This is a genomic window from Buttiauxella sp. (genome assembly GCF_049686335.1).
GTDB lineage: Bacteria > Pseudomonadota > Gammaproteobacteria > Enterobacterales > Enterobacteriaceae > Buttiauxella.
In genome coordinates, this window is sequence record NZ_JBAVHX010000017.1 from 1 (window position 1) to 23,658 (window position 23,658).

27 protein-coding genes are annotated in these 23,658 nt (G+C 50.7%); 8 read left to right on the forward strand and 19 right to left on the reverse strand.

Annotated elements, in window-relative coordinates:
* From WBL83_RS13265 to fkpA, 9 genes are all read right to left on the reverse strand, one after another.
* Window positions 1–128: GTP-binding protein (locus tag WBL83_RS13265; RefSeq protein WP_016197641.1), on the reverse strand; the 128-nt coding region annotated here is incomplete at its 3' end.
* Window positions 129–200: 72 nt separating this feature from the next.
* Window positions 201–2,315, reverse strand: a complete 2,115-nt coding sequence (gene fusA / locus WBL83_RS13270) for an elongation factor G (RefSeq protein ID WP_424589592.1) — start codon at window positions 2,313–2,315, stop codon at window positions 201–203.
* A gap of 93 nt (window positions 2,316–2,408) precedes the next feature.
* Window positions 2,409–2,879, reverse strand: a complete 471-nt coding sequence (rpsG, locus tag WBL83_RS13275; RefSeq protein ID WP_034499040.1) for a 30S ribosomal protein S7 — start codon at window positions 2,877–2,879, stop codon at window positions 2,409–2,411.
* Window positions 2,880–2,969: 90 nt separating this feature from the next.
* Window positions 2,970–3,344 carry a 30S ribosomal protein S12 gene (gene rpsL / locus WBL83_RS13280; RefSeq protein ID WP_003023654.1) on the reverse strand — a complete coding sequence of 125 codons (375 nt, stop codon included), beginning with the start codon at window positions 3,342–3,344 and terminating at the stop codon, window positions 2,970–2,972.
* A 126-nt stretch (window positions 3,345–3,470) separates the two neighbouring features.
* The gene (gene tusB / locus WBL83_RS13285) at window positions 3,471–3,758 is read right to left on the reverse strand and encodes a sulfurtransferase complex subunit TusB (RefSeq protein WP_424589593.1); all 288 of its coding nucleotides are present in this window, start codon (window positions 3,756–3,758) and stop codon (window positions 3,471–3,473) included.
* Window positions 3,759–3,764: 6 nt separating this feature from the next.
* Window positions 3,765–4,124 carry a sulfurtransferase complex subunit TusC gene (tusC, locus tag WBL83_RS13290; RefSeq protein WP_424589594.1) on the reverse strand — a complete coding sequence of 120 codons (360 nt, stop codon included), beginning with the start codon at window positions 4,122–4,124 and terminating at the stop codon, window positions 3,765–3,767.
* Window positions 4,124–4,510, reverse strand: a complete 387-nt coding sequence (gene tusD / locus WBL83_RS13295; protein WP_424589595.1) for a sulfurtransferase complex subunit TusD — start codon at window positions 4,508–4,510, stop codon at window positions 4,124–4,126. Before tusD ends, tusC begins: the two co-directional genes overlap by 1 nt.
* Window positions 4,510–5,232 (reverse strand): helix-turn-helix transcriptional regulator, encoded by a 723-nt coding sequence (locus tag WBL83_RS13300; RefSeq protein ID WP_424589596.1) that lies wholly within the window; start codon window positions 5,230–5,232, stop codon window positions 4,510–4,512. Before WBL83_RS13300 ends, tusD begins: the two co-directional genes overlap by 1 nt.
* A 178-nt stretch (window positions 5,233–5,410) precedes the next feature.
* Window positions 5,411–6,247 (reverse strand): FKBP-type peptidyl-prolyl cis-trans isomerase, encoded by an 837-nt coding sequence (fkpA, locus tag WBL83_RS13305; protein WP_424589597.1) that lies wholly within the window; start codon window positions 6,245–6,247, stop codon window positions 5,411–5,413.
* Window positions 6,248–6,474: 227 nt separating this feature from the next.
* On the opposite strand from fkpA, the gene WBL83_RS13310 reads away from it, so the two are divergent.
* On the forward strand, window positions 6,475–6,693 hold the full coding sequence (locus tag WBL83_RS13310) for a protein SlyX (RefSeq protein WP_034460204.1): 219 nt from the start codon (window positions 6,475–6,477) through the stop codon (window positions 6,691–6,693).
* Between the two features lie 55 nt (window positions 6,694–6,748).
* Here WBL83_RS13310 and slyD read toward each other — a convergent pair whose 3' ends face one another.
* From slyD to kefG, 4 genes are all read right to left on the reverse strand, one after another.
* Complete coding sequence (gene slyD, locus WBL83_RS13315; protein WP_424589598.1) at window positions 6,749–7,333, reverse strand: peptidylprolyl isomerase; 585 nt, start codon at window positions 7,331–7,333, stop codon at window positions 6,749–6,751.
* Between the two features lie 98 nt (window positions 7,334–7,431).
* Complete coding sequence (locus WBL83_RS13320; RefSeq protein ID WP_424589599.1) at window positions 7,432–7,632, reverse strand: YheV family putative zinc ribbon protein; 201 nt, start codon at window positions 7,630–7,632, stop codon at window positions 7,432–7,434.
* A gap of 14 nt (window positions 7,633–7,646) precedes the next feature.
* On the reverse strand, window positions 7,647–9,455 hold the full coding sequence (gene kefB / locus WBL83_RS13325) for a glutathione-regulated potassium-efflux system protein KefB (RefSeq protein WP_424589600.1): 1,809 nt from the start codon (window positions 9,453–9,455) through the stop codon (window positions 7,647–7,649).
* A complete protein-coding gene (gene kefG, locus WBL83_RS13330; RefSeq protein ID WP_424589601.1) occupies window positions 9,455–10,009 on the reverse strand; it encodes a glutathione-regulated potassium-efflux system ancillary protein KefG in 555 nt (184 codons plus the stop codon). The genes kefB and kefG overlap by 1 nt, the downstream gene beginning before the upstream one ends.
* 122 nt (window positions 10,010–10,131) lie before the next feature.
* On the opposite strand from kefG, the gene WBL83_RS13335 reads away from it, so the two are divergent.
* A complete protein-coding gene (locus WBL83_RS13335; RefSeq protein WP_424589602.1) occupies window positions 10,132–12,036 on the forward strand; it encodes an ABC transporter ATP-binding protein in 1,905 nt (634 codons plus the stop codon).
* 34 nt (window positions 12,037–12,070) lie between these two features.
* Here the strand turns inward: WBL83_RS13335 and WBL83_RS13340 are convergent, their stop codons facing one another.
* Window positions 12,071–12,670, reverse strand: coding sequence for a LysE family translocator (locus tag WBL83_RS13340; RefSeq protein ID WP_424589603.1), 600 nt, complete (start codon window positions 12,668–12,670; stop codon window positions 12,071–12,073).
* A 61-nt stretch (window positions 12,671–12,731) separates the two neighbouring features.
* Between WBL83_RS13340 and WBL83_RS13345 the strand changes: the two genes are divergently transcribed.
* The 3 genes from WBL83_RS13345 to WBL83_RS13355 all read left to right on the forward strand — a co-directional run bounded on the left by WBL83_RS13345 (window position 12,732) and on the right by WBL83_RS13355 (window position 15,002).
* Entirely contained in the window at window positions 12,732–13,748 is a 1,017-nt protein-coding gene (locus WBL83_RS13345; RefSeq protein WP_424589604.1) for a hydrolase, read from the forward strand.
* 1 nt (window position 13,749) lies between these two features.
* Window positions 13,750–13,968: a YheU family protein gene (locus WBL83_RS13350; RefSeq protein ID WP_034460225.1), complete on the forward strand. Its 219-nt coding sequence runs from the start codon at window positions 13,750–13,752 to the stop codon at window positions 13,966–13,968.
* A 155-nt stretch (window positions 13,969–14,123) separates the two neighbouring features.
* The gene (locus WBL83_RS13355) at window positions 14,124–15,002 is read left to right on the forward strand and encodes a phosphoribulokinase (RefSeq protein ID WP_424589605.1); all 879 of its coding nucleotides are present in this window, start codon (window positions 14,124–14,126) and stop codon (window positions 15,000–15,002) included.
* 21 nt (window positions 15,003–15,023) lie between these two features.
* On the opposite strand, the gene WBL83_RS13360 is transcribed toward WBL83_RS13355, so the two are convergent.
* Window positions 15,024–15,428 carry an OsmC family protein gene (locus tag WBL83_RS13360; protein WP_183272338.1) on the reverse strand — a complete coding sequence of 135 codons (405 nt, stop codon included), beginning with the start codon at window positions 15,426–15,428 and terminating at the stop codon, window positions 15,024–15,026.
* 314 nt (window positions 15,429–15,742) lie between these two features.
* Here WBL83_RS13360 and crp point away from each other — a divergent pair, with 314 nt between their 5' ends.
* Both crp and WBL83_RS13370 read left to right on the forward strand, forming a co-directional pair.
* A complete protein-coding gene (crp, locus tag WBL83_RS13365) occupies window positions 15,743–16,375 on the forward strand; it encodes a cAMP-activated global transcriptional regulator CRP (RefSeq protein ID WP_003852956.1) in 633 nt (210 codons plus the stop codon).
* Between the two features lie 189 nt (window positions 16,376–16,564).
* Window positions 16,565–18,655, forward strand: a complete 2,091-nt coding sequence (locus WBL83_RS13370; RefSeq protein ID WP_424589606.1) for a YccS/YhfK family putative transporter — start codon at window positions 16,565–16,567, stop codon at window positions 18,653–18,655.
* 42 nt (window positions 18,656–18,697) lie between these two features.
* Here the strand turns inward: WBL83_RS13370 and argD are convergent, their stop codons facing one another.
* From argD to ppiA, 4 genes are all read right to left on the reverse strand, one after another.
* Window positions 18,698–19,921 carry a bifunctional acetylornithine/succinyldiaminopimelate transaminase gene (gene argD, locus WBL83_RS13375; RefSeq protein ID WP_424589607.1) on the reverse strand — a complete coding sequence of 408 codons (1,224 nt, stop codon included), beginning with the start codon at window positions 19,919–19,921 and terminating at the stop codon, window positions 18,698–18,700.
* 87 nt (window positions 19,922–20,008) lie between these two features.
* Window positions 20,009–20,572: an aminodeoxychorismate synthase component 2 gene (pabA, locus tag WBL83_RS13380; protein ID WP_424589608.1), complete on the reverse strand. Its 564-nt coding sequence runs from the start codon at window positions 20,570–20,572 to the stop codon at window positions 20,009–20,011.
* A 33-nt stretch (window positions 20,573–20,605) separates the two neighbouring features.
* Window positions 20,606–21,208, reverse strand: a complete 603-nt coding sequence (locus WBL83_RS13385) for a putative adenosine monophosphate-protein transferase Fic (RefSeq protein ID WP_424589609.1) — start codon at window positions 21,206–21,208, stop codon at window positions 20,606–20,608.
* A 107-nt stretch (window positions 21,209–21,315) separates the two neighbouring features.
* A complete protein-coding gene (gene ppiA, locus WBL83_RS13390) occupies window positions 21,316–21,888 on the reverse strand; it encodes a peptidylprolyl isomerase A (RefSeq protein WP_154151319.1) in 573 nt (190 codons plus the stop codon).
* A 279-nt stretch (window positions 21,889–22,167) separates the two neighbouring features.
* Between ppiA and tsgA the strand changes: the two genes are divergently transcribed.
* Window positions 22,168–23,352 (forward strand): MFS transporter TsgA, encoded by a 1,185-nt coding sequence (tsgA, locus tag WBL83_RS13395; RefSeq protein ID WP_424589610.1) that lies wholly within the window; start codon window positions 22,168–22,170, stop codon window positions 23,350–23,352.
* The last annotated feature ends 306 nt before the right edge of the window (window positions 23,353–23,658 follow it).

Genomic DNA, 23,658 nt, shown 5'->3' on the forward strand with positions numbered 1-23,658 from the left:
GAACCACCGTAGGTTTTAGCCAGAACGGTAGTGATTGCTGCAGTCAGAGTGGTTTTACCATGGTCAACGTGGCCGATAGTACCGACGTTGACGTGCGGTTTTGTACGTTCAAATTTTTCTTTAGACACGGCTATATTCCTTACTGTTGTGCTCTCCCCTCAAGGAGAGAGCACGGGATCAATGTTTTTTAAACCCTGGGCTTATTTACCGCGGGCTTCGATTACGGCCTGAGCAACGTTGTTCGGCGCATCATCATACTTCAGGAATTCCATGGAGTAAGATGCACGGCCTTTGGTCAGAGAACGCAATTGAGTTGCGTATCCGAACATTTCTGACAACGGAACTTCAGCGTGAATCTGAACGCCAGTAGCGTTAGATTCTTGACCTTTCAGCTGACCACGACGACGGCTAAGGTCACCGATAACGTCACCGGTGTTCTCTTCTGGAGTTTCAACTTCAACCTTCATGATAGGCTCAAGCAGAACTGGTTTTGCTTTCTTAAAGCCATCTTTGAAGGCGATAGAAGCGGCCAGTTTAAACGCCAGTTCGGAGGAGTCAACGTCGTGGTAAGAACCGAAGTGCAGACGCACACCGAGATCTACTACTGGGTAACCCGCCAGAGGACCAGACTTCAGCTGCTCCTGGATGCCTTTATCAACAGCAGGGATGTATTCCGTTGGGATCACACCACCTTTGATGTCGTTGACGAACTCGTAACCTTTCGCATTCGAGCCCGGCTCCAGTGGGTACATGTCGATAACAACATGACCGTACTGACCACGACCACCAGACTGCTTAGCGTGTTTACCTTCAACATCGGTAACTTTCGCGCGAATCGCTTCACGGTAAGCAACCTGAGGTTTACCAACGTTAGCTTCAACGTTGAATTCACGCTTCATACGGTCAACGATGATGTCGAGGTGAAGTTCACCCATACCAGCGATAATGGTCTGGTTAGTTTCTTCATCAGTCCATACGCGGAATGATGGATCTTCTTTAGCCAGACGACCCAGAGCCAGACCCATTTTTTCTTGGTCAGCTTTGGTTTTTGGTTCTACTGCGATGGAGATTACCGGTTCAGGGAATTCCATACGCTCCAGAATGATCACATTGTCCTGATCACACAGGGTATCACCAGTAGTCACTTCTTTCAGACCAATCGCTGCAGCGATATCGCCCGCGCGAACTTCTTTGATCTCTTCACGTTTGTTAGCGTGCATCTGAACGATACGGCCCAGACGCTCACGTGCTGATTTCACCGGGTTGAACACGGTGTCACCTGAGTTAACCACACCAGAGTAAACGCGGAAGAAGGTCAGGTTACCAACAAACGGGTCAGTTGCGATTTTGAACGCCAGAGCAGCAAACGGCTCGTTGTCGTCAGAGTGACGAACAGCCGGAGTGTCTTTACCGTCGTCCAGCATACCGTTAATCGCAGTAACGTCAGTCGGAGCTGGCAGGTATTCAACAACCGCATCCAGCATCGCCTGAACACCTTTGTTCTTAAATGCAGAACCACAGGTTACCAGGATAATTTCGTTGTTCAGTACGCGCTTACGCAGAGAAGTTTTGATCTCTTCTTCAGTCAGCTCTTCGCCACCAAAGAATTTCTCCATCAGTTCGTCAGAACCTTCAGCAGCGGCTTCAACCAGTTTCTGGCGCCATTCTTCGGCCAGTTCCTGCATATCAGCTGGGATCTCTTCGTATTCGAAGGTCACGCCCTGATCGGCTTCGTTCCAGTTGATAGCTTTCATTTTCACCAGGTCAACAACACCGGTGAATTTCTCTTCCGCGCCGATTGCCAGTTGCAGAGGCACCGGAGTTGCGCCCAGACGTTTTTCAATCTGATCTACAACTTTCAGGAAGTTAGCACCCATACGGTCCATTTTGTTAACGAACGCGATACGTGGAACTTTGTATTTGTTTGCCTGACGCCATACGGTCTCAGACTGTGGCTGAACACCACCAACAGCACAGTAAACCATTACCGCACCATCAAGAACACGCATGGAACGTTCAACTTCGATGGTGAAGTCAACGTGCCCTGGGGTGTCGATGATGTTGATGTGGTGTGGTTCGAACTGTTTGGCCATACCTGACCAGAAACAGGTGGTCGCAGCAGACGTGATGGTAATACCACGTTCCTGCTCCTGCTCCATCCAGTCCATGGTGGCTGCGCCATCATGAACTTCACCGATCTTGTGGTTTACACCGGTGTAGAACAGAACACGTTCGGTAGTAGTAGTCTTACCGGCGTCGATGTGAGCGCTGATACCAATGTTACGGTAACGCTCAATGGGTGTTTTACGAGCCATTTGATTCCTCTATATCCTGGGACGTTCATTTAAGTAACCCAAAGCGGGCAGCTCACATGAAGCGCCCGCTTGGTGACTAACACTCCGAAGGGATTACCAACGGTAGTGAGCGAACGCCTTGTTGGCTTCAGCCATACGGTGAACGTCTTCACGTTTCTTAACTGCAGTACCTTTGTTCTCTGCAGCATCAGAAAGTTCGTTCGCCAGGCGAAGAGCCATGGATTTATCACCGCGTTTACGAGCAGCTTCTACGATCCAACGCATTGCCAGAGCATTACGACGAACCGGACGTACTTCTACTGGAACCTGATAAGTAGAACCACCAACACGGCGGGACTTAACTTCGACAGTCGGACGAACGTTGTCCAGAGCGACTTCGAAAGCTTCCAGAGCTTGTTTACCAGAACGCTGAGCCAGGGTCTCCAGCGCGGTATACACGATAGATTCAGCAGTAGATTTCTTACCATCTACCATCAGAATGTTTACAAATTTGGCCAGCAATTCTGATCCGAACTTAGGATCTGGAAGAATTTTACGTTGACCAATGACGCGACGACGTGGCATGGGAATACTCCGTTGTTAATTCAGGGTTGTCCAAAACTCTATTGAGTTTGACATTTATTTAAAACGTTTGGCCTTACTTAACGGAAACCATTAAGCCTTAGGACGCTTCACGCCATACTTGGAACGAGATTGCTTACGGTCTTTAACGCCGGAGCAGTCAAGTGCACCACGAACGGTGTGGTAACGAACACCTGGCAAGTCTTTTACACGACCACCACGGATCAGGATCACTGAGTGTTCCTGCAGGTTGTGACCTTCACCGCCGATGTAGGAGGTAACTTCAAAACCGTTAGTCAAACGCACACGGCATACTTTACGCAGTGCGGAGTTTGGTTTCTTAGGAGTGGTAGTATATACACGAGTACATACGCCACGTTTCTGCGGGCAGGCTTCCAGCGCAGGCACGTTGCTTTTTGCAACTTTGCGAGCGCGTGGTTTGCGAACCAGCTGATTAACTGTTGCCATTAAATAGCTCCTGGTTTTAGCTTTTGCTTCGTAAACACGTAATAAAACGGCCTCATATAATATGAGGACGCAGAATTTTAGGGCTGAGCCGAAAAGGTGTCAAGAAATATACAACAATCCTGGATTTTACCAGGTAATCTGCTGTTCGTGTTTAACTGTCAATCTGACGAAGTCAGTATAGCTGACCTTGCCTATACTGGTCGAAATTTGAGCGGTTAACCCGCGAGCCTCGATATCTTCCTGCAGAGCATAAATAGAAATGGGGGCGGCGAGCAGCAAATCAAGGGCCTTCGTTCCTGAGAGTGCGACAATAACCGCATCCTGAACCAATAACAACTCATCGCCTTGCTTCACGTAACGCAGTATCGATTCCAGATCGGTTTGAAAAGGTGAGCGTTGTAAAATATGCAGCATGTTGCCTCAGAAGGTTAACACGACATCAAACTGATGCAGCATTTCGCTTAGCGCATCCGGTTCAAGAGGTTGAGCATCGAGAACCCATGCATCGTCTGGTGGTAATCCCCGCTCGCGGACGGAGGCCGCACAGAGATAACACTGGTCAATGTCATATAACGGCAGTACACGAAATGTGGCGATGTAATCTCTGGCAAGGATGAGACCAGGCTGTTGCCCTGGTATCAGTTGCAATACTCCATCACCTATGAAAAAAACCCCAATATCTTCAGTTAACGCCGATGTCGCCAGTAAGGCATCGAGCCCTTCCCGACCCGCGGCACTGCCATGAGGGGCTGATTTGAATACAAATGCGACACGCTTCATCAGAATTGCACCGTTCTATCGCAAGTCAGCGTGGCTTGCGCCAGCGCTCCCAAACCACTGAGCGTAAATCCTGGCTGCAAGTTATGGCCCGGCAAACCGAGCTGAGTGGCTTGCTCGGCGTCCGTCACGCCGCGACGCAGTGCTGCGGCGACACAAATATGCAACTCAACGCCATGCTGCTGATGCAATTGCTGCCATGCCTGTACGACATTAAATTCATCACTCGCGGGCGACGTCAAAAGGTTCGCGTTGTGCACACCTTCACGATAGAAAAACACGCTTTCTAGCGTATGACCCTGCGCGATGACGGCCTGAGAAAACTGCAACGCGCTGCTCGCCTGTTGCGTACCATACGCCGGGCCTGTCACCAGGATAGCAAAACGCATTACTTTTCCTGCCCCTGGAAATCACCGTTTTTGAATTGACGGATGTAGAGATAAACCGTGTGCTTAGAGATATTTAAACGGTCAGCCACCTGGTTGATAGCATCTTTAATATCAAAGATCCCTTTCTCGTAGAGGTTCAGCACAATCTGTCGATTCTTAGCATTGTTGGACACATTGCGATCGGCATTCACTTCTTCGATGGTGAATTCCAGAGCCTGCATAACCAGGTCTTCTACGGATGAGGCAAAGTTAACGGACGAAGCCACTTCCGGCGTTTCCGGCGGAATGAACGTCGACATAATTTGTGAGAACGGCACATCCAGGTTGATGTTGATACACAGCAGGCCGATGACGCGTTCGTCACGATTACGGATGGCGATAGTTTCTGACTTCATCAGAACGCCACTTTTAGCGCGTGTGAAATAGCATTTGGAAACGCTACTGTCCGCACCGGTCATATCATGCAGCATACGCAAGGCGAGATCGGTGATTGGCGATCCGATTTTACGTCCGGTATGTTCACCATTCGCAATACGGATGGCGGAACATTTCAAATCTTGCAGCGAGTGCAACACAATTTCACAATGAGAACCAATCAGCATCGCTAACCCGTCCACGACCGCTTCGTAGGATTTTAATATTTCAAAGTCGGTTTGTTCAAAAGGACGCTGGTCCAGTAAGTCGAGCTCACTGGTTTCATTGGTTAAAAGCGAATTGGACATTTAAAGATACCACCCTCTACAGAGAGCCTGTCGCGCTTAATTGGTGTCAGGGCAGACTCATACTCAGTTGTTGCGCAGCCTGCTAAGGTAATACAGCGTCAGATGCGCTTTCCAGCTTTTATTATATCCTGCCTCAAATAAAAAACCGCCGCCCCTGGGGGCGGCGGTTAATAATGCCTTATTTGCTCTTAGCTGCTTCAGCTTCTGGAGCAGGAGCGGCATCTGGTTTAGCGTCAGCTTTAGGTGCTGGCTTGATATCCAGCAGCTCAACGTCAAATACCAGTGTGGAGTTAGCCGGGATCCCTGGAACGCCAGTTTTTCCGTAAGCCAATTCTGGTGGAATAACCAGTTTGATTTTCCCGCCTTTTTTAAGGTTTTTCAGGCCTTCAGTCCAGCCTGGGATAACACCGTCAAGACGGAAAGAGAGTGGCTCGCCACGGGTATAAGAGTTATCGAACTCTTTACCGTCGATGAGCGTACCTTTGTAGTTCACGACAACAGTGTCGCTATCAGTAGGCGCTTCACCGGTACCAGCTTTGTCGATTTTATACATCAGGCCAGTAGCAGAAGTTTTAACACCTTTCTCTTTTGCGAAAGTATCACGGAAGGCTTTGCCTTTATCCGCGTTTTCTTTAGCGTCTTTTTCCATTTTCGCTTGAGCGGAAGATTTCACGCGAGCTTCGAAAGCTTGCAGTGTCTGCTCAATTTCCTGGTCGGATAATTTGCTCTTGTCAGCAAATGCATCCTGAACACCAGCGATCAGCTGAGTTTTATCCAGCGTGATCCCCAGTTTTTCTTGTTCTTTCAGAGAGTTTTCCATGTAACGGCCCAGCGAAGCACCTAATGCATACGCAGATTTCTGGTCGTCATTTTTGAATGCCGCGTTGCTTGCAGCAGGAGTGGCAGGTGCAGCAGCATCTTTCGCTGGAGCAGCAGCAGGTGCTGCGAACGCCGGAGCGCTCAGGGCAACGGCCATCGTGGTCGCCAGTAGCGTTACTTTAAACAGTGATTTCATCCATTTCTCCAGGGCCGGGGCCTCAAACCCCAAGGTTATTATCAACTAAGAGACGTACTATAACGTCGTGGAAGAAATCTACACAATCTCTCCGCGTCTTATCGAGACAAATTCAGACTCTTTTTGTTTAAAGAAGTTTCCTCCCGAGAAAAACTGCGCTGTAACAAGGGGGATTTTTCAGTAGAATCGCCGGAAATTGTTCATCCGCAGGCCAGGAGAGATTAGCCATGCAACAAAAATCGACCGAACAACGGCTGGAAGAACTTGAGAGTCGTCTCGCGTTCCAGGAAATTACGATAGAAGAGTTAAATCAGACTGTAACGGCTCACGAATTAGAGATGGTCAAACTACGCGAGCATTTCCGCTTGCTGGTTGAGAAGCTAAAAGCTAGCCAACCATCGATGGTGGCCTCAGAAGCCGAAGAAACACCGCCACCGCATTACTAGCAGCACAAAAAAGAAAAGGCGTGTCACTGACACGCCTTTTTTTATCACTAAGGGATTAGTGGCAACCGCAACCGCCGTTACCGCCACAACCGCCTTTACCATGTTCGTGATCATGGTCGTGGTCGTGACCACCACAGCAACCACCTTCGTGGTCATGGTCGTGGTGATGATCGTGCTCACCGTGAACGTGGCCATGCGCCAGTTCTTCAGCAGTAGCTTCGCGAATAGCGATAACTTCAACGTTGAAGCTCAGGTTCTGGCCTGCCAGCATGTGGTTGCCATCGACAACAACGTGCTCATCTTCAACAGCGGTGATTTCAACAGGTACTGGACCCTGGTCGGTATCAGCCATGAAGCGCATGCCTACTTCCAGCTCATCAACGCCCATGAACACATCTTTAGGAACGCGCTGAACCAGATTCTCGTCGTATTGGCCGTAAGCGTCATTAGCGCCAACGTTCACGTCGAAACGATCACCAACAACGTGGCCTTCCAGAGCAGTTTCCAGGCCTGAAATCAGGGAGCCGTGACCATGCAGATAGTCCAGCGGCGCACTCACCGGAGACTCATCAACCAACACACCGTCTTCTGTACGTACCTGATAAGCCAGGCTGACCACCAGGTCTTTTGCTACTTTCATGATATCTCCTGAGCGAGCATGGGAAAAAAACTGGCGCCGATTGTAGCGGAATTTAGCGCCGGTGTACCCCTAAGCTTAAAAAAAGCTGGCGCATCTCGCTAGTCCGGATGAAAAATCCCAATGACTTGCTCTTGTTCGCGAGCGCGGTCCCGAGGTTGCTTATCCTCTTCACGCATTTGATGACCGCACTTAACACACTCAACAATATCGACATTATTCTCACGCCACATCGCGAGAGAATCCCGCGCCTGACATTCGGGGCAGACCGCCCCGGCAATAAATCGTTTACGCACCGGCATTAGCTTCACCTTAATTATTCAAAATCATCCCAACCATCGAACTGGCGACGCTCTTGCTGCATCTCGCGTTCGAAAATCTCTTCCAGTTCACGGCGCGCTTCACGCACCCTGGAAATTTGCGCGTTATCGGTATGAATAGGCATTAATTCGCGCAGCATACTCATATCCAGTCGTCTGAAATGGAGTTGTGCACGATGCGCCTGATGCGGATGCATACCCAACGTCATCAACGCTTTGCGCCCTAACTCCAACGCACTTGAGAAGGTCTCACGTGAGAATTGGGTCACGCCAGCTTGCAACAATTCATGCGCTTCTACACGGCCCCTGGCTCGCGCCAGTATTGCCAGATGTGGAAAGTGTTGTTGACACAAATGCACCACTTTCATTGTGTCTTCTGGCTCATTACAGGTAATCACTATCGACCTGGCAGTTTCTGCACCCGCAGAACGCAGCAGCTCAAGTTCTGTGGCATCGCCGTAATAAACCTTATAGCCATATTTACGCATCAGACTGACAGAGCTGATATCTCTTTCGAGTACCGTGATACGCATCTTGTTCGCCATCAGCAAACGGCCAATCACCTGCCCAAAACGCCCGAAGCCGACAATAATGACTTGCGGCTGATCGTCTTCGACGTAGGGTTTTTCGTCTGTTTCGTCATCATCAATATTAAAGCGCCGCGCAAGAATGGCATCGACGCCTTTCATCAGCAACGGTGTGGTCATCATAGAAAGCGTGACAGTCACCAGTAACAGCGGCATTTGGTCGCCACTGAATATCTTCTGCGATGAAGCCGTGGAGAAAAGTACGAAAGCGAACTCTCCCCCCTGACTTAACACGCCGGAAAACTGTAAGCGCTCCGAGCTGCGTAAACCGAAAAACCATGACAGGCAGTACAGCACACCGGCTTTAACCGCCACCAGCACCAATACGCCTAATATGACCCAGAAAATATGGGTGTAGAGCACGCCAAGGTTTAGCGCCATGCCAACGGAAATAAAGAACAATCCCAGCAATAATCCTTTAAAGGGATCGATGGCGATTTCCAGTTCGTGTCGGTATTCGCTTTCGGCCAACAGCACGCCGGCGATGAACGTCCCCAAAGCCATTGATAATCCGAGCGCATCCATAAATAACGCCGAACCTAACACCAGCAATAGCGCCGCAGCGGTAAAAACTTCACGCACCCCTGAACCCGCTATAAACCGGAATACGGGTTTTAGCAGATACCGACCGCCGATTAACATGCCTGCGAAGGCCAGGACTTTGAAGCCGATTTTTATCCAGTCGGGGCTGTCGTCACCATTACCGGCCAGAAGTGGCACCAATGCAATCGCCGGAATGACCGCTAAATCCTGGAATAACAGTACTGAGAATCCAAGCTGCCCGGCTTCATTGTGATTCATCCCTTTATCGCGCATCAGCTGTAGTGCCATGGCGGTAGATGACATCGCAAGCCCAATGCCGCCGATCACCGCTGCTTGCCAGGAAAACTGGGTGAGCATCAGCAATCCGGCCAACACCACGGCACTGAGCAGCACCTGGGCGGCACCGACACCAAAAATAGAGCGCCTGAGTTGCCAAAGTTTTGAGGGGTTCAATTCCAGCCCGATGATAAACATCAGGAACACCACGCCTAACTCAGAGAAGTGAAGAATTTCATCCACATCACTGATAAAACCTAATCCCCACGGGCCAATGGCGATACCCGCCAACAAATAGCCCAGCACCGCGCCAATGCCTAAACGTGCCGCAATCGGCACCGCCACCACCGCTGCAAACAAAAACAGGACGCCAGCCAGCAAGATATCGGAACCTTCCATTAGCGACCTCCCGGGAGTAACGGCGCAGCCAGCCAGTCGCCATAGGCTTTCGCATGGGTGGCGAGTTCCTGCGGAGTCTGGCGACGAGCCCAGTAAACAATAATGGGATTCATCCAGTGCATGCGGCACATCGCTGCCGTGAGCTCAAACGGGCGCAAAATATCGGTCAGCGGGAATCGATTAAAACCGTCATGCCGATAGGCCCCTTCCGGCTCTCCAGTGGTTATCACACTGCGCCAGTACTTTCCCTCCAAAGCATTACCCCCAACACCGCTGGCAAAACCGCGGCTTAGCACACGGTCCAGCCACTCTTTGAGTAACGCCGGGCAGCTATAAGTATAAAGAGGATGTTGGAAGACGATGACATCGTGCTCTTTCAGCAATGCCTGCTCATGATAGATATCGATAAAAAAGTCAGGATAGTGCGCATAAAGGTCATGCACAGTGACATTAGCTAGCTTCTGCGCCGGTTGGAGTAAGACGCGGTTTGCGACCGAGTCTTGTGACTCCGGATGGGCATATAGCAGCAAAACTTTCGGCGGCTGCAACATCATTACCCTCCAGGGCGTCGTCATAGTCTTTATTTTGGGCTACCATGCAGCCCGACGCGAAGGCAGAAGCTTCACGTTACCTAAATATAATGACAATTTAACATACTCTGAACATACGGCGCTTTATGATTGTTTTCTCCTCGTTACAAATTCGTCGCGGTACCCGCGTCCTGCTGGATAACGCCACCGCTACCATTAATCCGGGCCAAAAAGTGGGTCTGGTGGGTAAAAACGGCTGCGGCAAATCCACGCTGCTGGCGCTGCTGAAGAACGAGATCAGCGCCGATGGCGGAAGTATGACTTTCCCGGGAAACTGGGCTTTAGCCTGGGTAAACCAGGAAACCCCAGCACTGGCGATGCCTGCCATTGAGTACGTCATTGATGGCGACCGTGAATTCCGTCAGCTTGAAGCGGAACTGGCAAAAGCCAACGAGCGCAATGATGGCCATGCTATCGCGCTGATCCACGGTAAGCTGGATGCGGTTGATGCCTGGACGATTCGCTCCCGCGCCTCCAGCTTGCTGCACGGCCTGGGCTTCAGCAATGAACAGCTCGAACGCCCGGTGAGTGATTTTTCCGGTGGCTGGCGTATGCGCCTGAACCTGGCACAGGCTCTTATCTGCCGTTCAGATTTACTGCTGCTCGATGAACCAACAAACCACCTGGACTTAGACGCTGTTATCTGGCTTGAGCGCTGGCTGAAAAGCTATCAGGGAACACTGATTCTTATTTCCCACGACCGTGATTTTCTTGACCCGGTAGTAGGGAAAATTATTCATATCGAACAAGAATCGATGTTTGAATACACCGGTAACTACTCTTCCTTCGAAGGCCAACGCGCCACTCGCCTGGCTCAACAGCAGTCGATGTTCGAAAGCCAGCAGGAGCGCGTCGCACATCTGCAAAGTTTTATCGACCGTTTTAAAGCTAAAGCCAGCAAAGCGAAGCAAGCGCAAAGCCGGGTAAAAATGCTCGAGCGGATGGAATTGATTGCCCCGGCACACGTCGATAACCCGTTCCACTTCAGTTTCCGTGCCCCGGAAAGTTTGCCAAACCCCCTGTTGCGCATGGAAAAAGTCAGCGCTGGCTATGGCGACCGCGTCATTCTTGATTCCATCAAGCTGAATCTGGTTCCGGGTTCACGCATCGGCCTGCTGGGCCGCAACGGTGCCGGTAAATCGACACTTATCAAACTGCTGGCGGAAGAGATTCAACCGTTGCAGGGCGATATTGGCCTGGCTAAAGGTATTAAGCTCGGATACTTCGCCCAGCACCAGCTGGAATATTTACGTGCTGACGAGTCTCCGTTACAGCATCTGGCACGCATTGCGCCAAAAGAACTCGAGCAACAACTTCGCGACTACCTGGGCGGTTTTGGATTCCGTGGCGATAAAGTAACCGAGCAGACTGCACGTTTTTCCGGCGGTGAAAAAGCGCGACTGGTATTGGCACTGGTTGTCTGGCAGCGCCCTAACCTGCTGCTGCTCGATGAACCGACCAACCACCTTGATCTCGATATGCGTCAGGCACTGACCGAAGCGTTGATTGATTTCGAAGGGGCACTGGTGGTGGTTTCGCACGACCGTCACCTACTCCGTTCGACCACCGACGATCTCTACTTAGTCCATGACGGCAAAGTCGAGGCATTCGATGGCGATCTCGAAGATTACCAGCAGTGGCTTGTTGATCTGCAAAAGCAGGAAAACCAGCCGCAAGACTCGGCAAAAGATAACGTCAACAGTGCTCAGGCGCGTAAAGATCAAAAACGCCGGGAAGCCGAGTTACGCACCCAAACCCAACCGCTGCGCAAGCAAATTACTCAGCTTGAAAAGCAGATGGAAAAGTTGAATGTGCAGCTTGCCGAAGTCGAAGAGAAGTTAGCTGACAGCGCCATTTACGACCAAAGTCGTAAAGCGGAAATGACCGAATGCCTGCAAACTCAGGTCAAGGTCAAGGCGGCGCTGGAAGAATGTGAGATGGAATGGCTGGATGCACATGACCAGTTAGAGCAGATGATGCAAGCCGAATGACAATCAGGCCTCACTCAAGGTGAGGCCAGCTTCCTCAATGCCAGATAAGCAACACGCACGCCGCCGTCAGCAAGCCCATAAAGATATTAAAGATTGCCCAGGCGCGACGGCTACGAAGTAGCTTGCCAATCATGCTACCGAATGCAATCCAGATGATACCTGCAACGATGTTGACCAGCGCAATACCGATGCTGATGAGCACCACAGAGTGCAGATACTGAGAACCGGCAAGGCTAAAACTTGCCACGGCACCTAGCGCCATCAGCCACGCTTTCGGGTTGATAACCTGTAATAAACCGCCCTGCCAGAATGGAATCGGTGACGGTGGTGGCGCATCGGTTTCCAGCTTTTCATAAGTCGCTGTGCCGATTTTCCATGCAAGCCACAAAAGGTAAGCACTCCCGGCAATCTTCAGGATAAGGTGCAAAGCGGGATACAAAAGGATTAAGCTACCGACGCCGAAGGCCACTAGCAACAAGATGCACTGCATCCCCAGCATAATACCTATCATCAAAGGTATGGTGCGCAAAAAGCCGTAATTGGCGCCGGAAGAAGTCAGTAACATATTGTTTGGGCCGGGTGTGATCGCCGCGACCCAAAGAAAACCAAGCATTGAGAAGAAAAGCGTTTCCATAAAATGGGTGATCCACACCCGGGAAGTTAATTAGCAAACTAAATGAAACTAACAGTGTGATATGGCTACGACAAGTCCCGCAGCATTGAATTTTAATCACGTAGACGATGAACAATTTCGTCCGCTAAAGGGTGTCAGTAATCCGCACCTGCAAACCATGCTCCCCCGCCTAATTCGCCGCCGCCTCAATTTCAAACCTCACTGGCAGCGTCTGGATATGCCGGATGGGGATTTTGTCGATCTTGCCTGGAGCGAAGACCCGCGTCAGGCAATGCATAAACCACGGTTAGTCGTTTTTCATGGCCTTGAAGGAAGTCTACACAGCCCGTATGCACATGGGTTAATTGAAGCCGCGAGTAAACAAGGCTGGTTGGGAGTCGTGATGCATTTTCGTGGTTGCAGCGGCGTGCCAAATCGCATGAAACGTATCTATCACTCCGGCGAAACCGAGGATGGTAGCTACTTCCTCAACTGGCTCACCACACGTTATGGCCCCGCACCAACGGCGGCCGTCGGGTTTTCACTCGGTGGCAATATGCTCGCCTGCTTGATGGCAAAACAAGGTGCTGATTGCACGCTTCAGGCTGGTGTGGTGGTTTCTGCACCGCTGATGCTTGAGCATTGCAGCAAACATATCGAAAAAGGATTCTCCCGCGTTTATCAGCACTATCTGTTGAATCTGCTGAAGAAAAACGCGGCGCGTAAACTCAGAAGTTATCCAGGAACCCTGCCTGTCGATATGCGTCAACTCAAAGGTATGCGCCGTCTGCGCGAGTTTGACGATTTGATTACGTCGAAGATTCACGGCTTCGCTGATGCCCTGGACTATTATCGTCAATGCAGCGCCATGCCACTCCTGCCGCAAATCAAAAAGCCGACTCTCATCATTCACGCTAAAGATGACCCGTTTATGGATCACCATGTTATCCCGGATAAAGCGATACTGCCTGATAACATTGAGTACCAACTGACTCGCTACGGCGGCCATGTTGGGTTTGTTGGCGGCACACTACGCCGTCCAGAAATGTGGCTCGAACAGCGTATCCCACAGTGGCTGACTCAATTTTTGGACCAGTAATATGATGATTCCCTGGCAAGATCTTCCTCCCGAAACGCTTGATAATCTGATTGAATCCTTTGTATTACGCGAAGGTACAGATTATGGTGAACAAGAGCGCTCACTCGAGCAAAAGGTGGCCGATGTTAAGCGCCAGCTGCAAAGTGGTGAAGCCGTATTGGTTTGGTCGGAACTCCATGAAACGGTGAATATCATGGCTCGCGGGCAATTTCGCGGCTAAGTTTATCTACTACCCTCACCCCACCCCTCTCCCTGAGGGAGAGGCAGAAAAATGAGTGCAAATCCCGGCTCGATCAATACCCTCTCCTGGGGGAGAAGGTTAGGGTGAGGGCCACATTCAAAACACATTTGTGAAACCCACGGAGTTGTTGCCTTATGTCAGCCAAACATCCGGTCATTGCCGTAACAGGTTCCAGCGGCGCGGGAACGACCACCACAAGCCTTGCCTTCCGTAAAATATTCCAGCAACTCAATCTTCGCGCAGCCGAAGTTGAAGGTGACAGCTTCCATCGTTTCACACGTCCTGAAATGGACATGGCTATTCGTAAAGCTCGCGATCTGGGTCGACATATCAGCTACTTTGGTCCGGAAGCGAACGACTTCGGCTTACTCGAACAAACGTTTCTCGAGTACGGTAAAACCGGGCAAGGTAAATCACGCAAGTATCTGCATACTTATGATGAAGCCGTACCCTGGAACCAAATCCCGGGCACCTTTACTCCGTGGCAGCCGTTACCGGAGCCGACCGATGTCTTATTTTATGAAGGCTTGCATGGCGGAGTCGTTACCCCGCAGCACGACGTCGCCAATGCCGTTGACTTGCTGGTTGGCGTAGTACCGATTGTGAACCTGGAATGGATACAAAAACTGGTGCGCGACACCAGTGAGCGCGGGCACTCCAGAGAAGCAGTGATGGATTCCGTCGTGCGTTCGATGGACGATTATATCAATTACATCACGCCGCAATTTTCCCGCACCCATATCAACTTCCAGCGTGTGCCTACCGTTGATACATCTAACCCCTTTGCCGCGCGAGCCATCCCATCACTGGATGAAAGCTTTGTAGTGATTCATTTCCGTGGGCTGGATAACATCGATTTCCCGTACCTGCTCGCTATGTTGCAAGGCTCATTCATTTCCCACATCAATACATTAGTGGTGCCGGGCGGCAAGATGGGGCTGGCAATGGAATTGATCATGACGCCACTGGTTAAGCGTCTTGCAGAAGGGCGAAACATCAATCAGGGCGGATAGCTCCCGCCCTTTTGACGCACATTAGCCTTCGATCACTTCATAGCTGTGAGTAATGTTCACAGCTTTTTCCAGCATCAGAGCAACAGAACAATACTTCTCAGCAGATAAATCCACTGCGCGGGAAACCGCGTTATCTTTAAGCTCTTTGCCTGTCACGATGAAATGCAGGTTAATGGTGGTAAAAAGACGAGGTGCTTCTTCGCGGCGCTCAGAGGTGAGTTTTACTTCACAATCCGTCACGTTGTAGCGACCTTTTTGCAAGATAGAAACCACGTCGATGGCACTACAACCACCCGCAGCCATCAGAACCATTTCCATCGGACTGGGTGCTTTATCGCCAGAATTACCATCCATCAAAATCTGGTGTCCAGAAGCGGACTCCCCAAGGAAGGTTAACCCTTCAACCCACTTCACTCGTGCCTGCATGTGACTTCTCCAGTTGAAAAAAACCCTTTCAGAGTACGCGGATGCAGCAAAACTGGCAACGGAAGGCGACCTGCGTCATGCTGAAACGAGACAATAGGAGACACTTGTCAAAAGCTATGCTAAAACAATCCAGATGCTACATCGCGATACATTGACGTAATGCATGTATGCAGAGGACGTCACTAATTACAGGCAGCAAGAATGACTTGCATGCCATCTCCCCAAGGTGGGGAATATTCTAATACTTGCAACGCCAGACAGGATGTTTAGCGTCTTGTCGTTGGTAGCTAGTTATAAACAGAGGATAACCGCGCATGGTGCTTGGCAAACCGCAAACAGACCCAACTCTCGAATGGTTCTTGTCCCATTGCCATATTCATAAGTATCCATCGAAGAGCACACTGATTCACCAGGGTGAAAAAGCTGAGACGCTGTACTACATCGTCAAGGGCTCTGTGGCTGTTCTGATTAAAGATGAAGAGGGCAAGGAAATGATCCTCTCCTATCTGAATCAGGGCGATTTTATTGGTGAGTTAGGGCTGTTCGAAGAAGGCCAGGAACGTAGTGCCTGGGTCCGTGCTAAATCTGCCTGTGAAGTGGCTGAAATTTCCTATAAAAAATTCCGCCAGCTTATTCAGGTCAACCCAGACATTCTGATGCGCCTGTCTTCCCAGATGGCTCGTCGTCTGCAAGTTACATCTGAGAAAGTCGGTAACCTGGCATTCCTGGATGTAACAGGTCGCATTGCACAGACGCTACTGAATCTGGCGAAACAACCTGATGCAATGACCCACCCAGACGGCATGCAGATTAAAATTACTCGTCAGGAAATCGGTCAGATCGTGGGTTGCTCTCGCGAAACTGTTGGTCGTATCTTGAAAATGCTGGAAGATCAAAACCTGATCTCCGCTCACGGTAAAACGATCGTCGTTTACGGCACTCGTTAATCTCCGTCCTAAAAAATGGCGTGTTGCTTCATGACACGCCTTTTTTGTCTCTACACTTCCCTCACTTGCTCTAAATAGTTCATGTTGCAGGTAGGCGGTAAGCTCAGGAATCCCAGGAGCTTACTAAAGTAAGTGACTGGGATGACTGAGTGCAACCAACAACCCAGCAACTTGAACCATGACGAGCAAATGTGGCGCCGACTGATCTACCACCCCGAAGTTAACTACGCATTACGGCAAACGCTGGTGCTGTGCCTTCCTGTGGGAGTAGGTCTACTGTTAGGAAATTTGCAGTTAGGCCTGCTTTTCTCGTTAGTGCCTGCCTGTTGCAACATAGCCGGTCTGGATACTCCCCATAAGCGCTTCTTCAAACGCCTGATTATTGGCGGCTCCCTGTTTGCTGTCAGCAGTTTAATCATGCAGCTTTTGCTGCTCTACACCGACGTGCCTTTGCCGCTTATTCTCATGGTCATGGCGCTAATGCTAGGCGTGACCGCTGAAATCAGCTCGCTGCACGCTCGTTTGCTTCCTGCCTCGCTGATTGCAGCTATCTTCACGCTCAGCATGGCTGGCAACATGCCTATCTGGAAACCGATGGCGTTGTATGTCTCCGGTACGATTTGGTACGGGGTGTTTAACTGGTTTTGGTTCTGGATGTGGCGTGAGCAGCCGTTGCGCGAATCGTTAAGTCTGCTCTATCGCCAGTTAGCAGATTACTGTGAAGCCAAGTACGGCATGCTGACCCAGCACGCGGATCCGGAAACCACGCTCCCGCCGCTACTGGCCCGCCAGCAAAAAGCCGTCGACTTAATCACCGTCTGCTACCAACAGCTGCACATGCTGGCAGCGAATCAGCAGAACGGTTACAAGCATCTTTTGCGCTCCTTTCAGGTCGCATTAGATCTCCAGGAGCACATTTCCGTCAGTTTGCACCAACCTGCCGAGGTGCAAAAACTTGTCGCACAAAGCCATGCGGAAGCGGTCATCCGCTGGAATGCGCAAACTATTGCGGCCCGTTTGCGCGTTCTGGCCGATGACATTCTTTACCATCGTTATCCGCAGCGATTTTCGATGGAGAAGCAAATTGAAGCCCTCGAGAAAATCGCTCGCCAGAATCCAGATAATCCAGTCGGACAATTTTGTCATTATCACTTTAGCCGTATCGCGCGCGTTTTACGCACCCAACGCCCACTGTATATCCGCGATTTAATGGAAGACCGCCAGCGCCGCTTACCGGTGTGGGCAGCACTGAAAAGCTATTTGTCGTTGAAATCCGCAGCCCTGCGCAATGCCTCACGCTTAGGCGTGATGTTAACTATCGCCAGTCTGTTTGGGGCGTTTTTACATCTGCCGAAACCTTACTGGATTTTAATGACGGTGATGTTTGTGACGCAAAACGGCTACGGTGCCACGCGGGTTCGTATTCTGCACCGTTCGGCAGGGACTATTGCTGGGCTGGCAATTGCGGGTATCGCTCTGCATTTCCACTTCCCGCAAGATATTGCCCTGGGCGCGATGCTGGTCATTACACTCGTCAGCTATTTGTTTATTCGTCAGAGTTACGGCTGGGCGACGATTGGTTTCACCGTGACCGCGGTTTATACCCTGCAACTATTAACGCTCAGTGCCGAGCAGTTTATCGTTCCGCGCCTGATAGATACCCTGCTGGGCTGTCTGATTGCCTTCGGTGGCATGGTATGGCTATGGCCACAATGGCAAAGTGGCTTGCTGCGCCAGAACGCCCACGACGCACTGGAGACAGACCAGGAGGCCATTCGCCTGATCCTGAGCAGCGACCCTGAACCCACGCCTTTGGCCTGGCAACGTATGAAGGTCAACCAGGCCCATAATGCTCTGTTTAACTCACTGAATCAGGCGATGCAGGAACCGGGCTTCAACTCGCATTATCTGGCAGACATGAAACTGTGGGTGACGCACAGTCAGTTTATCGTCGAACACATCAATGCGATGACGACACTGGCGCGCGAGCACAACATGCTGACTCCAGACTTAGCCCAGCATTATTTGCAGTCATGTGAAATTGCGTTGCAACGGTGCCAGCAGCGGCTTCAATACGATGGGCCGGGTGAAACGAACGACGCGAATATTCTCGATCCGCTGGAAGGGCTTCCAACTGGACCGTTGAGCACGATGGAACAACATTTACAGCGGATTTTGGGCCACCTCAGCACCATGCACACCATTTCTTCGGTGGCATGGCGTCAGCGCCCACATCATGGTATCTGGCTGAACCGCTTACGGCACGCACAGAGCAAATAGACTCCGCGTCATCCATCGTTTTTTGCTGGATGACGCGGGCGCTTACACGCCCTGAACGACTTTCGCCACAGCTTTAGCAAAGCGCGTCATACCTTCTTTAATATCTACATTTTCAACAATCAAAGCTGGCGCAAAGCGCATGACATCAGGACCGGCATTCAAAACCATCACGCCTTCCTGAGCAGCCGCATAAAGGAATTCACGCGCACGCCCTTTGTATTGCGGTTTCAGCTCTGCACCAATTAACAATCCCATGCCGCGAATATCGCTAAATACGTCGAACTGCTCATCGATTTGCTGCAAATGCTTCACGAACTGCTGACGCTTTTCCGTTACACCATTCAACACATCAGGCGTATTGATGATATCAAACGCGGCACCCGCAACAGCACATGCCAGCGGATTCCCGCCATAGGTTGAACCGTGTGTACCCACATGGAATGCCGAGGCTATTTCCTGAGTCGTCAGCATGACACTCACCGGGAAACCGCCACCCAACGCTTTAGCGCTGGTCAAAATATCTGGTGTCACGCCGTAATGCATATAGGCAAACAGCTCGCCGATACGCCCCATGCCACACTGCACTTCATCGAAAACTAACAGAGCTTTGTGCTCGTCACACAACTCGCGTAAACCTTGCAGGAATTCTGGCGTCGCCGCCGTGACCCCTCCCTCGCCCTGAATCGGCTCAACCACCACCGCGCAGGTGTGATCGTCCATCACCGCTTTCACAGCATGCAAATCGTTAAACGGGACATGGATAATGTCTGCGGGTTTCGGTCCAAAACCATCGGAATATTTCGGCTGGCCACCAACAGAAACCGTGAACAGCGAACGACCATGGAAGGCATTATGGAACGCGATAATTTTGGTTTTGTACGGGCTATGGCGGGTGGATGCGTAATAACGTGCCAGTTTAAAGGCGGTTTCGTTGGCCTCGGTGCCGGAGTTCATAAACAGCACGCGTTCAGCAAAAGTGGCATCAATCAGCTTACGTCCAAGGCGCAGCGCAGGTTCGTTGGTGAAAACATTACTGGTATGCCATAGCGTTTCGCCCTGGCTTTTTAACGCTTCCACTAATGCCGGGTGGCAGTGGCCCAACGCCGTAACTGCGATCCCACCTGCGAAATCAACATACTCTTTCCCTTGCTGATCCCAGATGCGGCTTCCCTGGCCTTTTACCGGGATAAATTCTGCCGGTGCATAAATCGGCAAAATAACTTCATCGAAAGTTGCCCGGGTAATTGCTGATTGTTCAGTTGCCATTTATTGCCATCCCATTTTTACGCAAGAACAGACATGAAAATATAATCATGAAATATGCATAAAAAATCATTTATTGGCAATAAGAAATCAACGCTTAAGGAAATTGGCTAACAGCTGATGTCCCTGCTCACTGAGAATGCTTTCCGGATGAAACTGCACCCCTTCCAACGCCAGCTCACGATGGCGGATGCCCATAATCTCTTGCTTATCTGTCCATGCCGTCACTTCAAAGCAGGCAGGTAGCGTGGGCGGGTCGATAACCAAAGAGTGATAACGCGTCACGGTCAGAGGGTTGTTCAGCCCGCTAAAAACACCACTGTTGTTATGGGTAATCGCGGATGTTTTACCGTGCATCACTTTTTCAGCACGGACAATTGTTGCCCCAAATGCCTGGGCAATAGCCTGATGGCCAAGGCAAACGCCAAGGATTGGTAACTTTCCGGCGAAGTGAGTAACCGCTGCGAGGGAAATGCCTGCTTCGCCAGGCGTGCAGGGGCCGGGAGAGATCACCAGTTTTTCTGGTGCCAACGCGCTGATTTCAGAAAGGGTCAGCTCATCGTTACGTTTCACCACTACTTCCGCGCCTAATTCGCAAAAGTACTGATAAAGGTTCCAGGTGAATGAGTCGTAATTGTCGATAAGCAGTAGCATCGCGGCTCCGGGGTAAAAAAGAACCGCGCTATTCTATTCGCTTTCGCACGCTTCGCTCACCACTTTAGTGAAAATCTCCGTAAGCGGAGCCAGATCACCCAACGCTCCCGCCTGATTCGCCGCTTGCCACTCTTCAGGCACGACGTCACGCCAGTCCAGTACATATCCGGCATGAATCGCCAGTTGTTCGAAGAACACACGTTGTGCGCGACCGCTGCCCACAAAGAACGGATGAAGTACGTTAATTTCACAGTAGTAATGTGCCAGGCGCTTAACGAACTCTTCTCTGGCAAGCCCGCCCAGATAATGCTCGTCTTCCAAATCCTGCATCAGGTCGTTGCCTTCATTTTCGATGTACTCGAAATGACAGAAACGTGTTTCCCCTTTGGAAATATCAACATCACGTAGCTCGCCCGCCCAGTCGAAAACATCCTGAAAAAGCTGCTGATGGATGGCACACATCCAGGGTAATCCGCGATGCAGCGGGCCAAGTTCAATCGTCTCTACGCGCTGCGCGATAGTCTCATCTTGTGCATGAGGCTCAAGAATATCCAGCCGATTACTGGCCTGAAATGAGCGGCTTCGCTGTTGTTGCCACAGGCGGGACTTTTGTTTGTCGGTAAGTTTCTTTGCCATGGTGCCTCCCTAACATGACCCTTTCTTGCCACAAGTATAAGCAGCAATCGGTGGAAGTGCAGGAAGGTGGAGATTGCGCAGGTAGAAACTACCCGCGCAGGAATATTTTACGGCAGGACTTTTGCAGAGAGGATAACTACAGGTTTTGACGGAACATTTTGGTATGGACCGACATCATGCGTCTGTACTTGAGAGATCTTATCAGCAACTTCCATCCCTTTCACAACTTTACCAAATACCGCGTAACCAAAGTCGCGCTGGCCGTGATCGAGGAAAGCATTGTCTGCCACATTGAGGAAGAACTGGCTGGTTGCACTGTCTTTGTCAGCAGTACGTGCCATGGAAATGGTACCGCGTGTATTACGCAAACCGTTATCAGCTTCGTTTTTAATTGGCGGATTAGGCTGCTTCTGATTCATATCAGCAGTGAATCCGCCACCCTGGAGCATGAAGCCTGGGATCACGCGATGGAAAATGGTGTTGTTGTAGAAACCGCTGTTAACGTAATCCACAAAGTTTTTCACTGAAACTGGGGCTTTTTGGCTGTTTAACTCAAGCTCAATTTCACCCGCTGAAGTGGTCAGCAGGACGTGTGGGTCACCTTTAGCAGCTAGCGCAGCAGGAGATAGCGCGGTAAGAGCAAACACCGTTGCTACGGCCGCCAGAGTCGATTTGAGCATGAATAATTCCTTACGAAGGCAGTGAATGAAGCAAGTTGCTAGATTGTAAAGACGTGCTCAACTCTGCGCCAGCCATTTACTGTTTTTTACTTTCACGTAAATCAATAAGTTAAATGAATGAATCGATTGATAGCGCTAAATAGGTGATTCATATCACTCGAAACGTATGTCGTTACTGCAAATGATTCAGAAATTGTATGAATGAGTCACATTTTTGACTAAAATCCATTCTTCTCGAGTGCTGTCAAAGCACTTTACATTTCTATTCACAGGCTCGTCATGACTAACAGCAACCGCATTAAGCTCACATGGATCAGCTTCTTCTCCTACGCCCTCACAGGCGCGTTGGTGATCGTCACCGGGATGGTGATGGGCAATATCGCCGAATACTTCCACGTCCCCGTTTCCAGTATGAGTAATACCTTTACCTTCCTGAACGCGGGCATTCTGATTTCTATCTTCCTGAACGCCTGGTTAATGGAAATCGTGCCACTCAAAACTCAGCTTCGCTTTGGTTTTATCCTGATGGTTCTGGCAGTTGCAGGGCTTATCCAGGGCGATAACCTGACCATTTTCTCGGTCGCGATGTTTGTTCTTGGGCTGGTCAGCGGCATCACCATGTCGATTGGGACCTTCCTGATTACCCATATGTACGAAGGTCGTGAGCGTGGTTCACGTCTGTTGTTTACCGACTCTTTCTTCAGTATGGCGGGGATGATTTTCCCAATGGTGGCAGCGATTCTTCTGGCACGCAGCCTCAACTGGTACTGGGTTTACGTCTGCATCGGCCTGGTTTACGTCGCGATTTTCATCCTGACTATTGGCTGTGATTTCCCGGCATTAGGCAAACACGCGGCGCCAACCGAGAAAGTTGTTGAGAAAGAAAAATGGGGTGTGGGCGTGCTGTTCCTGTCCGTTGCCGCACTGTGCTACATCCTGGGTCAGTTAGGCTTCATCTCCTGGGTTCCGGAATACGCCAAAAGCCTCGGCATGAATCTGAATGATGCAGGCCAGTTGGTGAGCGACTTCTGGATGTCTTATATGTTCGGCATGTGGGCGTTCAGCTTCATTCTGCGTTTCTTCGATCTGCAACGCATTCTGACTGTTCTTGCGGGTGCCGCTACTGTTCTAATGTACCTGTTCAACACCAGCGAGCCTGCGCATCTGGCATGGTTTATTCTGGCTCTGGGCTTCTTCTCCAGCGCTATTTACACCTCGGTCATTACGCTGGGTTCTTTGCAGACCAAAGTTGCCTCGCCAAAACTGGTTAACTTCGTTCTGACATGCGGCACCATCGGGACCATGCTGACCTTTGTTGTCACCGGCCCGATTGTGGCTCACAGCGGCCCGCATGCGGCGCTGCAAACCGCAAACGCGCTGTATGCGGTGGTGTTTATTATGTGCCTGATTTTGGGCCTGGTGACGAAGCACCGTCAGCATAACGCGGTAGTGCCGGCACACTAAGAGCGTCTAAGAGCGTCGGATGACGCTACGCTTATCCGACCTACGCGGTTTTGTAGGGTGGATAAACGCCAGCGTCATCCGACCCGGGCGGTTTTGTAGGGTAGATAAGCGCCAGCGTCATCCGACCAGGGCGGTTTTGTAGGGTAGATAAGCGCCAGCGTCATCCGACCAGGGCGGTTTTGTAGGGTGGATAAGCGCCAGCGTCATCCGACCTACGCGGTTTTGTAGGGTGGATAAACGCCAGCGTCATCCGACCTGGACGGTTTTGTAGGGTGGATAAGCGCCAGCGTCATCCGACCTAAGCGG

What these genes read in the sequence shown, in the direction of transcription:
- argD (WP_424589607.1), bottom strand. Translation starts at nt 19,921, where the DNA reads ATGGCAACTGAACAATCAGCAATTACCCGGGCAACTTTCGATGAAGTT.
- WBL83_RS13300 (WP_424589596.1), bottom strand. Translation starts at nt 5,232, where the DNA reads ATGTCCAATTCGCTTTTAACCAATGAAACCAGTGAGCTCGACTTACTG.
- fkpA (WP_424589597.1), bottom strand. Translation starts at nt 6,247, where the DNA reads ATGAAATCACTGTTTAAAGTAACGCTACTGGCGACCACGATGGCCGTT.
- tusD (WP_424589595.1), bottom strand. Translation starts at nt 4,510, where the DNA reads ATGCGTTTTGCTATCCTGGTGACAGGCCCGGCGTATGGTACGCAACAG.
- WBL83_RS13340 (WP_424589603.1), bottom strand. Translation starts at nt 12,670, where the DNA reads ATGGAAACGCTTTTCTTCTCAATGCTTGGTTTTCTTTGGGTCGCGGCG.
- WBL83_RS13360 (WP_183272338.1), bottom strand. Translation starts at nt 15,428, where the DNA reads ATGCAGGCACGAGTGAAGTGGGTTGAAGGGTTAACCTTCCTTGGGGAG.
- rpsG (WP_034499040.1), bottom strand. Translation starts at nt 2,879, where the DNA reads ATGCCACGTCGTCGCGTCATTGGTCAACGTAAAATTCTTCCAGATCCT.
- ppiA (WP_154151319.1), bottom strand. Translation starts at nt 21,888, where the DNA reads ATGCTCAAATCGACTCTGGCGGCCGTAGCAACGGTGTTTGCTCTTACC.
- slyD (WP_424589598.1), bottom strand. Translation starts at nt 7,333, where the DNA reads ATGAAAGTAGCAAAAGACCTGGTGGTCAGCCTGGCTTATCAGGTACGT.
- WBL83_RS13350 (WP_034460225.1), top strand. Translation starts at nt 13,750, where the DNA reads ATGATGATTCCCTGGCAAGATCTTCCTCCCGAAACGCTTGATAATCTG.
- WBL83_RS13370 (WP_424589606.1), top strand. Translation starts at nt 16,565, where the DNA reads ATGTGGCGCCGACTGATCTACCACCCCGAAGTTAACTACGCATTACGG.
- WBL83_RS13355 (WP_424589605.1), top strand. Translation starts at nt 14,124, where the DNA reads ATGTCAGCCAAACATCCGGTCATTGCCGTAACAGGTTCCAGCGGCGCG.
- tusC (WP_424589594.1), bottom strand. Translation starts at nt 4,124, where the DNA reads ATGAAGCGTGTCGCATTTGTATTCAAATCAGCCCCTCATGGCAGTGCC.
- rpsL (WP_003023654.1), bottom strand. Translation starts at nt 3,344, where the DNA reads ATGGCAACAGTTAATCAGCTGGTTCGCAAACCACGCGCTCGCAAAGTT.
- pabA (WP_424589608.1), bottom strand. Translation starts at nt 20,572, where the DNA reads ATGCTACTGCTTATCGACAATTACGACTCATTCACCTGGAACCTTTAT.
- kefG (WP_424589601.1), bottom strand. Translation starts at nt 10,009, where the DNA reads ATGATGTTGCAGCCGCCGAAAGTTTTGCTGCTATATGCCCATCCGGAG.
- WBL83_RS13335 (WP_424589602.1), top strand. Translation starts at nt 10,132, where the DNA reads ATGATTGTTTTCTCCTCGTTACAAATTCGTCGCGGTACCCGCGTCCTG.
- kefB (WP_424589600.1), bottom strand. Translation starts at nt 9,455, where the DNA reads ATGGAAGGTTCCGATATCTTGCTGGCTGGCGTCCTGTTTTTGTTTGCA.
- tsgA (WP_424589610.1), top strand. Translation starts at nt 22,168, where the DNA reads ATGACTAACAGCAACCGCATTAAGCTCACATGGATCAGCTTCTTCTCC.
- WBL83_RS13320 (WP_424589599.1), bottom strand. Translation starts at nt 7,632, where the DNA reads ATGCCGGTGCGTAAACGATTTATTGCCGGGGCGGTCTGCCCCGAATGT.
- tusB (WP_424589593.1), bottom strand. Translation starts at nt 3,758, where the DNA reads ATGCTGCATATTTTACAACGCTCACCTTTTCAAACCGATCTGGAATCG.
- WBL83_RS13345 (WP_424589604.1), top strand. Translation starts at nt 12,732, where the DNA reads ATGGCTACGACAAGTCCCGCAGCATTGAATTTTAATCACGTAGACGAT.
- fusA (WP_424589592.1), bottom strand. Translation starts at nt 2,315, where the DNA reads ATGGCTCGTAAAACACCCATTGAGCGTTACCGTAACATTGGTATCAGC.
- crp (WP_003852956.1), top strand. Translation starts at nt 15,743, where the DNA reads ATGGTGCTTGGCAAACCGCAAACAGACCCAACTCTCGAATGGTTCTTG.
- WBL83_RS13385 (WP_424589609.1), bottom strand. Translation starts at nt 21,208, where the DNA reads ATGGCAAAGAAACTTACCGACAAACAAAAGTCCCGCCTGTGGCAACAA.
- WBL83_RS13310 (WP_034460204.1), top strand. Translation starts at nt 6,475, where the DNA reads ATGCAACAAAAATCGACCGAACAACGGCTGGAAGAACTTGAGAGTCGT.